The organism is Promicromonospora sp. NPDC050880, assembly GCF_044456525.1.
Taxonomy (GTDB): Bacteria; Actinomycetota; Actinomycetes; order Actinomycetales; family Cellulomonadaceae; genus Promicromonospora.
Window position 1 is genome coordinate 22,421 of the sequence record NZ_JBITFV010000023.1, and the last position, 13,085, is coordinate 35,505.

The following is a 13,085-nucleotide window of genomic DNA, read 5'->3' on the forward strand; positions in this document are numbered from 1 at the left end:
ACCGTGTGTGCGGCCCACCCGGCACCCTGGCTCAGGCCGACGACGGCCGCAGGGCGTCGCGGAAAGCCGCCACCGCCGCGCCGCACGCCCAGTCGATGAACGTGTGCCGCCGCACCACCAGGCGGCAGCTCGCGGCCGCGCCGAAGGCGTGCGCGGCGAACTCCTCGCGGATGCGGCGCTCGTACAGGTCGTACTCCATGACGCCCTCGCCCGCGATGACGACGACCTCCGGGTCCACGAGGTTCACGGTGACCGCGAGGGCCGCCCCGATCGCCGTGCCCGCGCGGTCGAAGGCGTCGACGGCGGTGCGGTCGCCGTCGTGCGCGAGGGTCACGGCGTCCGCGAGGGTGAGGGTGGGGTCGCCGTGGCCGGCGCGCACCGCGTCACGGATCGCCCCCGAGGAGGCGACCGCCTCGACGCAGCCCCGGCGCCCGCACACGCACAGCGCGTCCGGCGGGGCGAGCGGCAGGTGGCCGATCTCGCCCACCACGCCGTGCGCGCCCACCAGCACGTCGCGGTTGACGGAGATGCCGCAGCCGATCCCGGCGCCGATGGTGACGATCGCGAAGCTCTCGGCCTCCACGCCCAGCCCGAACCACTGCTCGGACTTCGTCAGGGCGCGCACGTCGTTCTCGACGATCACCGGCAGGTCCACCTGCCGCGCCACGCGCGCCCCCAGGGGCACGTGGGACCACCCGAGCAGGGGGGAGTGGCGGACGACGCCGGAGGCGGTGTCGACCTCGCCCGACACCGACACGCCGAGGCCGACGAGCCGGTCGGCGCTGTCGCCGAGCTTGTCCACCAGCCGGCGGGCGCAGCGCACGATCTCGGCCACCACCGTGTCGGGGTCGTGCCGGGCCAGCGGGCGGCGGACCGAGGTGAGCACCTCGTTGCCGATGCTCACCGCGACACCGACGAGCTCGTCGGCGTTCACCTTGATGCCGATCGCGAGCATCGAGCGCGGCACGACGCTCAGCGGGTAGACGGGGCGCCCGGGCGACGAGCTCTCGGCGTGCTCGCCGACCGTGACGAAGCCGTCGCGGATCAGCGGGCTGACGGTCTTGGTCACCTTCGCCGGGGAGAGCCCGGTCAGCCGCCCCACCTCGATCCGGCTGACCGGCCCGTGCGTGATGATGCGCGTGAAGATCTCCGCCGACGCCGCCGTGCGCAGGAGCGGGCGGCGCGGGGCCGCCGGGGGAGGTGGTGCGCTCATGGGAACCTCGTGGTCGGGCCCGGGTGCGGCGTCCCGCCTCTCCGGCAGGACGGCGCACCCGGGCCGGTGGTCACTTGGACAGGATCTCGGCGGCCTTGTCCGAGGCCTCCTGCCAGACGTCGTCGTCCCGCTGGTGGCTGTAGTACGCCTCGAACAGCGGCTGCAGCTCGGACTTGAGCTCCGCGCCGTTGCCGTAGGCGAGCGACGGCTCCAGCTCGCCGTTCTTCGCGTAGTCCACGAAGACGCTGAGGTCGACGCCCTGCTCGAGCTGGTCGGCGGCGAGCGCGTCCATGGCCGACGGGATGGACGGGAAGAACGAGCCCGACGTCAGCGCGGCGCTCTCCTGGCACTCGGCGGTGCCCATGAACGAGATCCAGTCCCAGGCCGCCTGCTTGACCTTGCTGCCCGACCACAGCATGTTGCCGTTGGAGTTGCTCATGACCACGCGCGTCTCGCCGTCGGGGCCGAGCACGTTCGGCGCGATGCCCACCGACAGGCCCGGCAGCTTCGCGAACGTCGTGGCCGACCACGAGCCGCCGGAGATCATCGCGACCGAGCCCGAGCCCAGCTGCTCGGTGTCACCCACGGTGAACTGGCCGAACTCCGGGGCCAGGCCACGGTCGGACAGGCCACGCAGATAGCTCATCGTCCCGGTGAAGTCCGGGTCGTCGAAAGCGAACGACGTGGGCCAGCTCTCGGGCTCACGCATCTGCCAGCCCGTCGAGGCGGCGAACTGGTACCAGGTGGTCTGGCCCAGGTAGTCGGCGGTGCCGAGCGCGCCGATGCCGTACACGGCCACGTGGTCCTTGTCGAAGCCCTTCTCGTCGCCCCGCGTGCCGTTCTCGTCCACGGTCAGGCGCGCCACGACGTCGTCGAAGGTGCCGCCGTCGTCCGGGTTCCAGGTCATGTTCTGCACGTCGTCCTCGGTGAGGCCCGCGTCCTTGAGCATGTCCTTGTTGTAGTAGAAGGCCGACCCGGCGAAGTCCAGGGGCAGCGCGTACTGCTTGTCGTCCGTGTACGTGAACGCCGGGACGCCCACGTTGAACACGCCCAGGTCGTAGTCCGACTCGGCGATGTAGTCGTCGAGCGGCTCGAGCTGGCCCTGCTGCGCGTACGAGTCCAGGAACTCGACGCTGTTCTGGAAGGCGTCGGGCGCGTTGCCCGCGACGAAGCCCGCGGTGAGCTTGGTGAAGTAGTCGTCGACCGCGTACTGGGTGATGTTGACCGTGATGTCGGGGTACTTCTCCTGGAAGGCGGGCAGGCAGGTCTTGTACGACTCGGCCTGCTTCTCGTCCCAGGTCCACCAGTTGACGGTGCCCGCGTGGGCACCCTCCTCGGCGGCGCCGCCGGCCGAGCCGCCCGCGCACGCGGTCAGCGAGAGGGTGACGGCGGCTGCGGCGACGATGCCCAGCATGTGCTTCGTTCTCATGATTCCTCTTCGATCAGGGGAGACGGATGGGTGAGGTGGCCGGCGTCGGCCCCGAGCATGCGGCCGAGCACGTCGAGCGCGCCCTGCCGGTCGAGGCTTCCGCCGGCGTCGTGGCCGTTGGCCGGCCAGACGGCGATGTCGTGCGGCGCGGCGTACTCGTTGTGCGCGGCGAACACGGTCTGCGGGGGAGTGATGTCGTCGTCGAGCCCGCAGGAGAACCACGCGGGCACGTGTGCCAGGCGCGCGAAGTTGACGACGTCGACGTAGCGCAGCGTGGCGAGCGCGCGCTCGCGGCACGGCCGGTCCCGGGCGAACAGGTCGGCCAGCTCGCGGTACGGGCCCTGTGCGGCCAGGGTCAGCGCACCGGGCAGGTCGGCGAGGAACGGTGCCTGGGCGAGCACCGCCCGGACCCCGTCGGCGAGGTACCCGGCGGCCAGGGCGATCCCGGCGCCCTGGCTGTTGCCGAGCACGGCCACACGGCCGGGGTCCACACCGGGCAGCCGGCGCACGGCGTCGACGGCCAGGGCCGCGTCCGTGAACACGCGGCGGTAGTAGTACCCGGCGGGGTCGGCCAGGCCGCGCGTCACGTAGCCCGTGCTGTCACCCCACGGGCCGTCCGGCGTGGAGCCGTCACCCTGGCCACGGGTGTCCATGACGAGGTGGGCGTAGCCCGCCGCCGACCACGTGAGGTCGTCGATGGCGTGCCCGCGCCCGGCGCCGTAGCCCGTGAAGTGGACCACCGCGGGCAGCGGGCCGGAGCGGTGCCGCGGCAGACGCAGCCAGGCACGTACCGGGTCGCCGGCGAAACCGGGGAACGTCACGTCGAGGACGTCGATCGCGTCCAGCGGCGTGGTCACGGGGTGCGCGACCGGCGCCTCCGCGCTCGCGGCCCGTGCCTCGGCGAGGGTGTCGCGCCAGAACGCGGCGAAGTCGTCCGGGAGCTCCTGTGTCGACCGGTAGGCGTGCAGCGCCGCCTCGCGGGGGTCCGCGGTCATGACGCCTCCGTCCCGGCCGGCGCCGCCGTGGCGGCGAACAGGTCCGCGACCGGGACCGTCGCGCCGTCGACGGGCAGCGTGCGGGACAGGCCCGCGAAGGTCATGACCACCTCGCGCGCTGCGCCGCCGACGGCGTCGTGCAGGCGCAGGGTGGTCGGGCGGCCGGCTCGCCAGGCGAGGTCGACCGCGATGCCGCCACGGGTGCGCACGCCCGTGACGCGGCCGTCGGGCCAGGCCGCGGGCAGGGCGGGCAGCAGACGGAGCGGGTCCTCCGGGGTGCCCTCGCCGGAGCCGACCAGCAGCTCCGCGATCGCCGCGGCCAGGCCGAAGTTGCCGTCGATCTGGAACGGTGGGTGCGTCGAGAACAGGTTGGGCAGCAGCCCGCCCCACTCGGAGCCGTCCACCGGGGCGTCGCGGTCGGGGTCACCCGTGTACGGGTGGGTCGCCTCGCGCAGCAGGTCGCGCGCGACGTCGCCGTCGCCCAGCCGGGCCCGCATCAGCATCTTCCACGACCACGACCAGCCCATGGCCCCCGGGCCGCGCACGTCGAGCGTGCGGCGGGCGGCCTGCGCGAGCGCAGGCGTGCGCACCGGGTCGATGAGGTCGAGCGGGTGCAGCCCGATCAGCGGCGACAGGTGCCGGTGGTGTGGGTCGGTCGCGACCACGTCGTCGCCCCACTCGTGCAGCGTGCCGTCGTCGGCGACGCGCAGGGGTGCGAGGTGGGGGAGCGCCGCGCGGATCTCGTCGAGCAGCGCCTCGTCCGCGCCGCCGGCCGCGAGGTCCGCCGCGGCCAGCGTCCGCTCGAACGTGGCCCGGATCAGCGTCAGGTCCATCGCGGACGACGTCGACACCGCTCCGGTCGACCCGTCGGCGCGGCGGAACGAGTTCTCGGGGGACGTCGACGGCGAGGTGCCGAGGGTGCCGTCGGCGCCGGGCACCAGCCAGTCCAGGGCGAACGCGCTCGCGCCGAGCAGCAGCGGCAGCACGCGCCCGGTCAGCTCGTCACGGTCGCGGCCGTACTCCCAGCGCTGCCACAGGTGGTCCGCGAGCCACAGGCCGCCCATCGGCCAGAACGCCCAGGACGTCGCGCCGTGGCCCGCGCCGACGGGCAGCGCCCAGCCCCACGGGTCGGTGTTGTGGTGCGCCACCCAGCCGCGCGTCCCGTAGAGGGCTCCGGCGACGGCGCGCCCCTGGTGGGCGACCCGCTCGACGAGGTCGAGCAGGGGTCCGTGCAGCTCGCCCAGGCCGGTGCGCTCGGCGAGCCAGTAGTTCATCTGGGTGTTGATGTTGATCGTGTAGTTGGACGACCACGGCGGCCGCATCGACGCGTTCCAGATGCCCTGGAGGTTCGCCGGCGGTGACCCCGGACGGGACGACGAGACGAGCAGGTAGCGCCCGTAGGCGTACAGCACCGGGGCCAGCACGCGGTCGTCGCCGTCCGCGAGGAGGGCCGCGACGTCGACGGGTTCGCCCGGCGCGGGGACGGCGGCGTGACCGTCGTTCTGCGCGGCGCTGCCGATCTCCAGGTCCGACCGCCCGAGGAGCTCCCGGGCGTCGGTCTCGTGCCGGACGCGGAGCTCGCCGGCGTCGGTCGCCGCGAGCCGCCCGGCTCGCCGGGCCGCGCGGGCGACCAGCGCGTCGCCGGTCGCGGGCGGCTCGTGCCGCCACCAGCGGCGCGTGTTCGTCTCGGTGGTGGTGGCGAGCACGATCCGGCGTGCCCCCGTGACCACGACCTCGTACCCGGCCGGCGGCGGCGTGGCGCCGGTGCCCGTCCCGGCGGCGTGGCCGGCCGGCCGGACGGTCGCCGTCCCGTCGGTGCGCAGCGCCACGGCGACGGCCGCGACGGGGTCGAACCCCGGCCCGCCGTCCCGCCACACGTGGGCGACGGCGTCCGGCTCGTGCTGCGGCGCGCCGTCGACGGGGGCCTCGACGAGCAGCGTCAGGTGCGCGCTCCCGGGACCCTGCACCCGGGCGTCGGCGTCCACGACCCGCAGGGGCGAGCGCAGGCGCAGCACGGCCGAGACCGGTGCGTCGGCGACGAGCTCGACGAACAGCGCGCCGTCGGCCGCGCCCGCCCAGGTGCTGCGGCGCACGCGGACGCCGTCGACCAGGAACGACTCGTCGACCACGGCGCAGGCCAGGTCGAGCACCCGCTCGTACCCGCCCGCGTCGATCCGGCCCAGGTCCAGGTCGAGGTCGCCCAGCGGCAGGAACTCCTGGCTCCACGGGCCCTCGAAGGTGCGCAGCAGCCGCTCGGCCGCCGCGTCGTCGTGCCGCGCGACGGCGTCGCGCACCTCGGCGAGGCGGTCCGGTCCGGCGCCGCCCGCGAGGACGGCGTCGAGCGCCTGCCGGGGACCCTCGGGGGTGCCCGACCACAGTGACGAGTCGTTGAGCGTCACGTGGCCGCGGGCGTCGCCGAGCACCATGCCGCCGATCTCGCCGTTGCCGACGGGCGTGGCCGCGGTCCAGTGCGGGGCGGGCTCGGTCCAGCGCAGGCGGACGGGGCCGGGCGCGGCGCTCACTTGAGCCCCGAGAAGCCGATGGAGTCCACGATGCGGCGGCCGAACGCGACGAACAGGAGCAGCATGGGCAGCGCCGCGACCAGCGTGGCGGCCATCAGCCCGGCCCAGTCGGGCGCGGCCTGTGGCGAGGACTGCTTGAACACGGCCAGCGCGAGGGTCAGCGGCCGCACGCTGTCGTCGCTGGTGACCAGGAGCGGCCAGAAGTAGTCGTTCCAGGCACCGATGAAGCCCAGGATCGACAGCGTCGTCACGGGGCCGGACGTCATGGGTAGCGTGATCTGGAACAGCACGCGCAGCCGGCTCGCGCCGTCGATGAGTGCCGCCTCCTCGATCTCGTGGCTGAGGCCGAGCATGAACTGCCGCAGGAAGAAGATGTTGAACGCCGAGAACAGCGCACCCGGCAGGATCAGGCCGCCGAACGTGTTGAGCAGACCCAGGTCCTTGACCAGCACGAAGTTCGGCAGCAGCGTCAGGATGCCCGGGACCATCAGCGCCGTGAGCAGCACGGAGAAGACCAGGTCGCGGCCCTTCCAGTGCAGGCGGGCGAAGGCGTAGGCGGCGATCAGGGAGAAGAACACCACCAGCCCGGTCTGGAGCGTCGCGAAGACCAGCGAGTTCAGGGCGAAGTGCAGGATGTTGATGCTGGCGCCGGAGCCGCCCTCCGCCAGCGACTCCGCGGACGTCGCGATGCCCAGCACCCTCCGGAACGCGCCGAGCGTGAAGTCCGCCGGCAGCAGCGACGACGGGTTGGTGATGAGCGCGTAGTTGTTGGAGAACGACGTCCGCACGATCCAGTAGAACGGGAAGATCGTCACGAGCACGACGGCGCCGAGGTAGGTCCAGGCGAGGGCGCGCCCGGGGCTGAGGCGGCGTCGTGCGGACGACGGCCGGTGGTGGGCCCGGGCCGGTGCGCCGGTGCCGGCGGGTGCGCCGGTCAGGGCGCGCGCCGGGGACGTGGTTGCGGACATGCGGGAGCTCCTCGCTGGTTCAGGACGACTCGCTGGTTCGTGGGCAGGGCGGGCGGGCGACGGCGACGGTCAGTCGGTGTCCGACTCGTCGGCGCGCAGCAGGCGCATCTGCAGGAAGGTGATGGCGATGAGCATCGCGAACAGCGCGAGCGACATCGTCGCGGCGTAGCCGAACTCGAACTGGCCGAACGCCTTGTCGTAGATGTAGAGCTGCAGCACGTTGGAGGCGCGCGCGGGGCCGCCCTGCGTGGTCACGGCGACGATGTCGAAGACCTGGAACGAGCCGATCACGGTCAGCACCAGCACCATCGCCAGCACCGGCCGCAGGAGGGGCAGGGTGAGGCGCCGGAACATCTGCACCTCGGTGGCGCCGTCGATGCGGCCCGCCTCGTAGATGGACGGCGGGATGGTCTGCAGGCCGGCGAACACGATGATCGCGTTGTAGCCCATGCCCTTCCAGACGCTGATCAGCGCGATCGTCGGGATGGCCCACTTGCTGGAGCCCAGGAAGAACACGGGGTCGAGACCGAGCTGGCGGATCGCGATGTTCACGATGCCGAGCTGGGCGTCGAGCATCCACGACCAGGTGGTCGCCGCGACCACGCCCGAGATGAGGAACGGCAGGATGATCACGCCGCGCAGCAGGGTGGACGCCGTCAGCCGGTGCAGCACCACCGCCGTCGTCACCGACAGGGCCATCCCGATCACCACGGACAGCACCACGAAGTACGCCGTGACGCCGAGCGAGTGCCAGAAGACCTCGTCGGCGACGAGGCGCCGCAGGTTGTCCAGGCCGGTCCACTGCGGCGGGGTGAGCACGCGGAAGTCGGTGAAGCTCAGGTAGATGCCGCGCAGCGTCGGGTAGGCGGCGAACACCAGGAAGCCCACGACGGCGGGTGCGACCAGCACCCAGGCCAGGCGTGCGTCGCCCCGGTGCGCGGGTGATCCCCCGTGCCGTACCGAGCCTGTGTCCCGCGTCGCGCGGCGTCCGCGTGACGGGGTTGTCGTGGAGATCGCCATCGGCCTCATCCCTCGTCGTCGAGCTGCAAGGAGGCAGACACCTCGCTTGCCGCCGACAGCGTAGAGCGACTAAGTTTCCACTGTCAAGAAAGTCGATCCGGGGTGGTGAAGATGTCTGCTGGTGATGGATACGCGGTGCTGCGTGCGGCTGGGGTGTCGCTCGTGCTCGACCTGGAGGGCGAGATGCCCCAGGTGCTGCACTGGGGCGCGGACCTCGGCGACGTGGGTCCCGACGGCGTCGCCGCGCTGCGGGAGTCCGGCGTGCCGGCGCGGGTGGCCAACTCGCCCGAGACGCCCCGCGTGCTCACGCTGCTGCCCGTCGAGCGCGACTCCTGGTCGGGGTTTCCCGGCATCGAGGGGCATCGCGGTGGCACGGCGACGACGCCCCGCCCGGTGCTGAGCGGCGCGACCGTCGAGGTGCCGGACGACGGCGTCGGTGGCACCGTGCGGCTGGACGTGCGCGAGCCGATCGCGGACCTCGTCCTCGCGGCCGAGCTCGAGCTGGAGCCCACCGGGGTGCTGCGCGTGCGGTGGTCGGTGACGGCGCAGGGGTCCGGCACGTACGACCTGTCGCACGTCACGGCGCTCCTGCCGGTGCCCGCCCGTGCGACGCAGGTGCTGGACTTCAGCGGGCGCTGGAGCAGGGAGCGCGCCCCGCAGCGCCTGCCGCTCGTGGACGGCGCCCACGTGCGCGAGGTGCGCCGGGGCAAGCCCGGCCTCGACTCGCCCTACCTGCTGGTGGCGGGCACGCCGGGCTTCGCGCACCGCGCGGGTGAGGTGTGGGCCGCGCACGTGGCCTGGAGCGGCGACCAGCGGTGGATCGCGCAGCGGCTGCCCGAGGGCGCCGGTGTGCACGGCGCGGTGATCGGCGGCGGCGACCTGCCGCGGCCCGGCGAGGTGCGGCTGGGTCCCGGCGAGCGGTACGAGGCGCCCGACGTGCTCTTCGCCTGGTCGGACGCCGGGCTCGACGGCCTCGCCGACCGGTTCCACCGCCGCGCGCGCACGCGCCGCCCCCGCTCCACCCCGCAGCCCCTGGTGCTCAACACGTGGGAGGCCGTCTACTTCGACCACGACCTCGGGCGGCTGGGCGAGCTCGTGGATCGCGCGGCCCGCGTGGGTGTCGAGCGGATCGTGCTCGACGACGGCTGGTTCCGCGGCCGTCGCGACGACACGGCGGGGCTCGGCGACTGGCAGATCGAGGCGGACGTCTGGCCCGACGGGCTCGACCCGTTCGTGGAGCGCGTGCACGCCGCGGGCATGGAGTTCGGGCTGTGGTTCGAGCCCGAGATGGTCAACCTCGACTCCGACCTGGCGCGGCTGCACCCGGAGTGGCTGCTGGCGCCGTCGGCGGGCGTGGGGGCGAGCTTCCGCAACCAGTACGTGCTCGACGTCGCGCACCCCGACGCGTACGCGTACCTCGTCGAGTCGATCTCGAAGCTCGTGGAGCGCTACGACATCGCGTACATCAAGTGGGACCACAACCGCGAGCTGCACGAGGCGGTGGTCCGCGGCGGTGCCGACGGCGACCGTCCGGGGGTGCGACGGCAGACGCTCGCGCTGTACGCCCTGCTCGACGAGCTGCGTGAGCGGCACCCGGCGCTGGAGATCGAGAGCTGCGCGTCGGGTGGTGGGCGCATCGACCTGGGCATCCTGGAGCGCACCGACCGGGTCTGGACGTCGGACTGCAACGACCCCGTGGAGCGCCAGCAGATCCAGCGCTGGAGCGAGCTGTTGCTCCCGCCCGAGCTGCTCGGGTCGCACGTCGGCGCGGCGCGGGCGCACACCACGAACCGCGTCACCGACCTGTCGTTCCGGCTCGTGACGGCGGCGTTCGCGGCACCGGGCATCGAGTGGGACATCACCGGCTGCACCGACGAGGAGATGGCGCAGCTCGCGTCCTGGGCGACGTTCGTGACCTCCCGGCGGCCCCTGCTGCACGGGGGAGTGCGGGTGCACGCCGACCTGGCCGACGACCAGACGCTGCTGCACGGCACCGTCGCCCAGGACGGCGCGCAGGCGCTGTTCGCCTGGGTGCGGCTGGCGAGCTCGGCGGGTCCCCAGGCGGCCCGTGTGCCGTTCCCGGGGCTGGACCGCGCCCAGGACTACGTGGTGCGTGTACCGGACGCCTTCGGTCCGGCCGCGGTGCACGGCCAGGAGCCCGCCTGGCTCGCGCGGGCCCGGAGCAAGGAGGGCTTCCGGGTGCCCGGGGCGATCCTGGCGGGCGCGGGTCTGCCCCTCCCGGTGCTCCACCCGGCCTCGGCGCTGGTCCTGGACCTCACCTCGGTGTGACCCCCGCGCGTCAGACGCTCAGGTCAGCAGGTGACCTGAGCGTCTGGCACGCGGTCGGTGGTCAGCGGGTGTAGCGGAAGCCGTCCGTGCGCATCGGTGCGTCCGAGCCGTTCAGCACCACGACGCGGTGCTCGCCGCGGCGCAGGCCCGCGACCGAGTACAGCTCCTGCTGCGTGCGGCGGGTCGCGGTGCGGGTGTCGACCGTCTCGGCGAGCACCCCGTCCACGTAGACGTGGACCGGCCCCTGGTCCGGCGCCGTCGGCGCGACCCAGGTCACGCCGGTGCCCGTGAACGTCAGGTCGGTCCACGCCGCGCCCTGCGCCGTGTGCACGTCGTCCGCGGCGTCGCCGCGGAACCCGAAGGTCAGGGCGGTGTCGCCCGCCGGCAGCGCCGTCAGGAAGCCGGCCGACAGCACGACGGCCGAGCCGTCCACGGTGTAGTCGGCACCGCGCTCCAGGACGGTGTCGCCGTACCGGATCCCGGTGAGTTCGCCCGGGTCGCGCGCGAGCTCGACGCGGGCCGCCTCCGCCCCGTCGTCGGGCACCACGATCGCGTTCGGCGTCACCAGGTTCTCCTGCTCGACGTCGATCCGGTCCAGCAGCATGAACCGGCCGCTCTTCTTCTCGACGCGCAGCGTGTGCTCGCCGTCCGCCAGGTCGCTCGCCGACCACACCGCCTGCTGGCTCTCACGCGGCGTGCCGGCGGGCAGCGAGGCGTCCACCGTCGCCACGGGCTCGCCGTCGAGGAAGACCGCCACCTCGCCCTGGGACTCGTCGCGCTCGGTCACGTACGTCACGCCGGTGCCGCGGAAGGTCAGCTCGAACGCGTCGCCGTCCTTCTCGGTCCAGTGCACGTCGTCCTCGTGGTCGCCGAGCCCGCGGCCGGTGCTGTGGCTCCAGCTCCCGGAGTAGCTGATCTCGGCCGCGTCGTCGTTGAGCCGGGTCACGCGGGCGTCGGTGTCGCCGGGTGCGGGCGGCTCGTCGCCGTCCGCCACGACCGTGACGGCGAGGTCCTGCGACGTCGCCGCCACCTCCTGGTTGCCGTTGCGCTGCCAGTCGCCGCCGTAGCCCACCTGGAGCACGTCGTCGTTGACCGCCGATGCCGAGCCGCCGGCGGGCGTGACCCGCAGCAGCCGCACGCCGTGGGGCGGCACGTCGGTCGCGGTGAAGCCGTCCGTGAACCGGCCGAGGTTCTTGCGGGCCCACAGGTCGCGCACCTGGTGCCGGCCGTCGGTCAGCCCCAGGTCCGTCCAGTCCGCCGTGACGTCGGCGTCGGTCGAGCCCAGGTTGAACAGCCCCACGACGTACGACCCGTCGTCCTGCAGCGAGTACCAGACCTGCCGCTTGCCCGTGGTCGAGACGGGGTGGGCGGGGATCGCGGCCTGGTTGACGGCGATGACCTCCTCGTTGGTGAGCAGGCCGAGCCCGAACGCGTCGAGCCGGGTCAGGTCGTTGCCCGTGTACATCGGGGCCGCGGAGATGGCCCACAGCGTGGTCGCCGTGCGGCGCTCGTCCTGCGTCAGGCCGTCCATGCGGCCGTTGCCCACGTTGAGCGAGTCGAGGTCGCCGAAGCCGCCCGGCCCGGTGCTGCGCCACCACTGCTCGGCCTTGGGGAACAGGCGAGCGATGTTGGGCCAGGTGGTCAGGGCCTCGTTCTCGCAGTAGCACTCGACGTCCCAGTCGAGGCGCCAGCCGTCGGCCTTCTCCTTCCAGTAGTCCGCGTAGCGGGGGTCGAGCGCCCAGGACAGCTCGAACCAGATGCCGCGGCTGTGCAGCGCGTCGGACCAGGCCGCGACGTCGCGCCGCGCGTCGAGCGACAGGTCGCCGATGCCGGAGCCCGGCGTCACGCTGTCGAACTTGACGAAGTCCACGCCCCACTCGTCCAGCAGCGCGCCGACGGAGTCGATGTACTTCGTGGTGCACGGGTCGTCGAAGTCGAGCGCCCAGCCGATGCCCCAGTAGTCCGCCTTGGTGAGCGGCTGCTTGACGATGTCGCCGGTGCTGCAGCCCGGCGCGTTCCAGACGGGCAGGTCGGCCTCGTAGACCTCCGGCCCGATGCCGGGGATGAAGTACAGCCCGAACTTCTGGCCGTTGTCGTGCACGTGGTCGATCACGGCCTGGAGGCCGTCGGGGTACAGCGACGTGCTGGGGGTGGGGCGGCCGTACTCGTCCACGCCGTCGTTCCAGCCCGCGTCCACGTTGATGTGGTCGTACCCGAAGGGCTGCAGCTTCTCGTGCATCGCGTCGGACTGGGCCACGAGCTGGTCGGCGGTGATCCACCGGCCGTCGCCGCTGTAGACCTGCATGCTGAAGCTGCTCCAGCCCAGGTACGGCGCGGTGGCGAGGTCGCCGGGCTCCACGCGCGGGACGGCGGGCGGCGGCGTGGGCGGTGCCGCGGGGTCGGTGCCGGCGGTGGTGAGCGCGGCGGGTGCCTGCGGCGCGGCGACACCGGCGGTCGCGACGGCGGCGCTGCCGGTGGTCGCGAGGCCGAGGGCGGCGAGCCCGCACAGCGCCTGCCGGAGCAGGCGTCGGGAGCGTGTCATGGAGGTGCACTCCTTCGGTCGAGGATGCGCGGTGGCGTCGTGCGGAACGGCACTGTTCCACGGCGCGGGATGCGCCAGGTCGGCGCCCGTCATTATTTGACGCGCTC

8 protein-coding genes are annotated in these 13,085 nt (G+C 73.4%); 1 reads left to right on the top strand and 7 read right to left on the bottom strand.

The annotated features are described in order from the left end of the window. Window positions 1–31: 31 nt before the first annotated feature. The 6 genes from ACIBBF_RS23710 to ACIBBF_RS23735 form a co-directional block, all read right to left on the bottom strand. Window positions 32–1,213 carry an ROK family protein gene (locus ACIBBF_RS23710; protein WP_397418378.1) on the bottom strand — a complete coding sequence of 394 codons (1,182 nt, stop codon included), beginning with the start codon at window positions 1,211–1,213 and terminating at the stop codon, window positions 32–34. A 70-nt stretch (window positions 1,214–1,283) separates the two neighbouring features. Continuing rightward, a complete protein-coding gene (locus ACIBBF_RS23715) occupies window positions 1,284–2,642 on the bottom strand; it encodes an ABC transporter substrate-binding protein (protein WP_397418380.1) in 1,359 nt (452 codons plus the stop codon). Continuing rightward, window positions 2,639–3,637, bottom strand: a complete 999-nt coding sequence (locus ACIBBF_RS23720) for an acetylxylan esterase (protein WP_397418382.1) — start codon at window positions 3,635–3,637, stop codon at window positions 2,639–2,641. Before ACIBBF_RS23720 ends, ACIBBF_RS23715 begins: the two co-directional genes overlap by 4 nt. After that, entirely contained in the window at window positions 3,634–6,159 is a 2,526-nt protein-coding gene (locus ACIBBF_RS23725) for a glycosyl hydrolase family 95 catalytic domain-containing protein (protein ID WP_397418384.1), read from the bottom strand. The genes ACIBBF_RS23720 and ACIBBF_RS23725 overlap by 4 nt, the downstream gene beginning before the upstream one ends. Next, complete coding sequence (locus tag ACIBBF_RS23730; protein WP_397418386.1) at window positions 6,156–7,127, bottom strand: carbohydrate ABC transporter permease; 972 nt, start codon at window positions 7,125–7,127, stop codon at window positions 6,156–6,158. Before ACIBBF_RS23730 ends, ACIBBF_RS23725 begins: the two co-directional genes overlap by 4 nt. A 69-nt stretch (window positions 7,128–7,196) precedes the next feature. Continuing rightward, a complete protein-coding gene (locus ACIBBF_RS23735; protein ID WP_397418388.1) occupies window positions 7,197–8,147 on the bottom strand; it encodes a carbohydrate ABC transporter permease in 951 nt (316 codons plus the stop codon). Between the two features lie 111 nt (window positions 8,148–8,258). Between ACIBBF_RS23735 and ACIBBF_RS23740 the strand changes: the two genes are divergently transcribed. Beyond that, entirely contained in the window at window positions 8,259–10,436 is a 2,178-nt protein-coding gene (locus ACIBBF_RS23740; protein WP_397418390.1) for an alpha-galactosidase, read from the top strand. Between the two features lie 61 nt (window positions 10,437–10,497). Here ACIBBF_RS23740 and ACIBBF_RS23745 read toward each other — a convergent pair whose 3' ends face one another. Further along, entirely contained in the window at window positions 10,498–12,978 is a 2,481-nt protein-coding gene (locus ACIBBF_RS23745) for a X2-like carbohydrate binding domain-containing protein (RefSeq protein WP_397418392.1), read from the bottom strand. Window positions 12,979–13,085: the final 107 nt, after the last annotated feature.

Bases quoted from the DNA above. Each gene is read 5' to 3' on its own strand.
- ACIBBF_RS23730 (WP_397418386.1), bottom strand. From the start codon at position 7,127: ATGTCCGCAACCACGTCCCCGGCGCGCGCCCTGACCGGCGCACCCGCC.
- ACIBBF_RS23740 (WP_397418390.1), top strand. From the start codon at position 8,259: ATGTCTGCTGGTGATGGATACGCGGTGCTGCGTGCGGCTGGGGTGTCG.
- ACIBBF_RS23715 (WP_397418380.1), bottom strand. From the start codon at position 2,642: ATGAGAACGAAGCACATGCTGGGCATCGTCGCCGCAGCCGCCGTCACC.
- ACIBBF_RS23720 (WP_397418382.1), bottom strand. From the start codon at position 3,637: ATGACCGCGGACCCCCGCGAGGCGGCGCTGCACGCCTACCGGTCGACA.
- ACIBBF_RS23735 (WP_397418388.1), bottom strand. From the start codon at position 8,147: ATGGCGATCTCCACGACAACCCCGTCACGCGGACGCCGCGCGACGCGG.
- ACIBBF_RS23745 (WP_397418392.1), bottom strand. From the start codon at position 12,978: ATGACACGCTCCCGACGCCTGCTCCGGCAGGCGCTGTGCGGGCTCGCC.
- ACIBBF_RS23710 (WP_397418378.1), bottom strand. From the start codon at position 1,213: ATGAGCGCACCACCTCCCCCGGCGGCCCCGCGCCGCCCGCTCCTGCGC.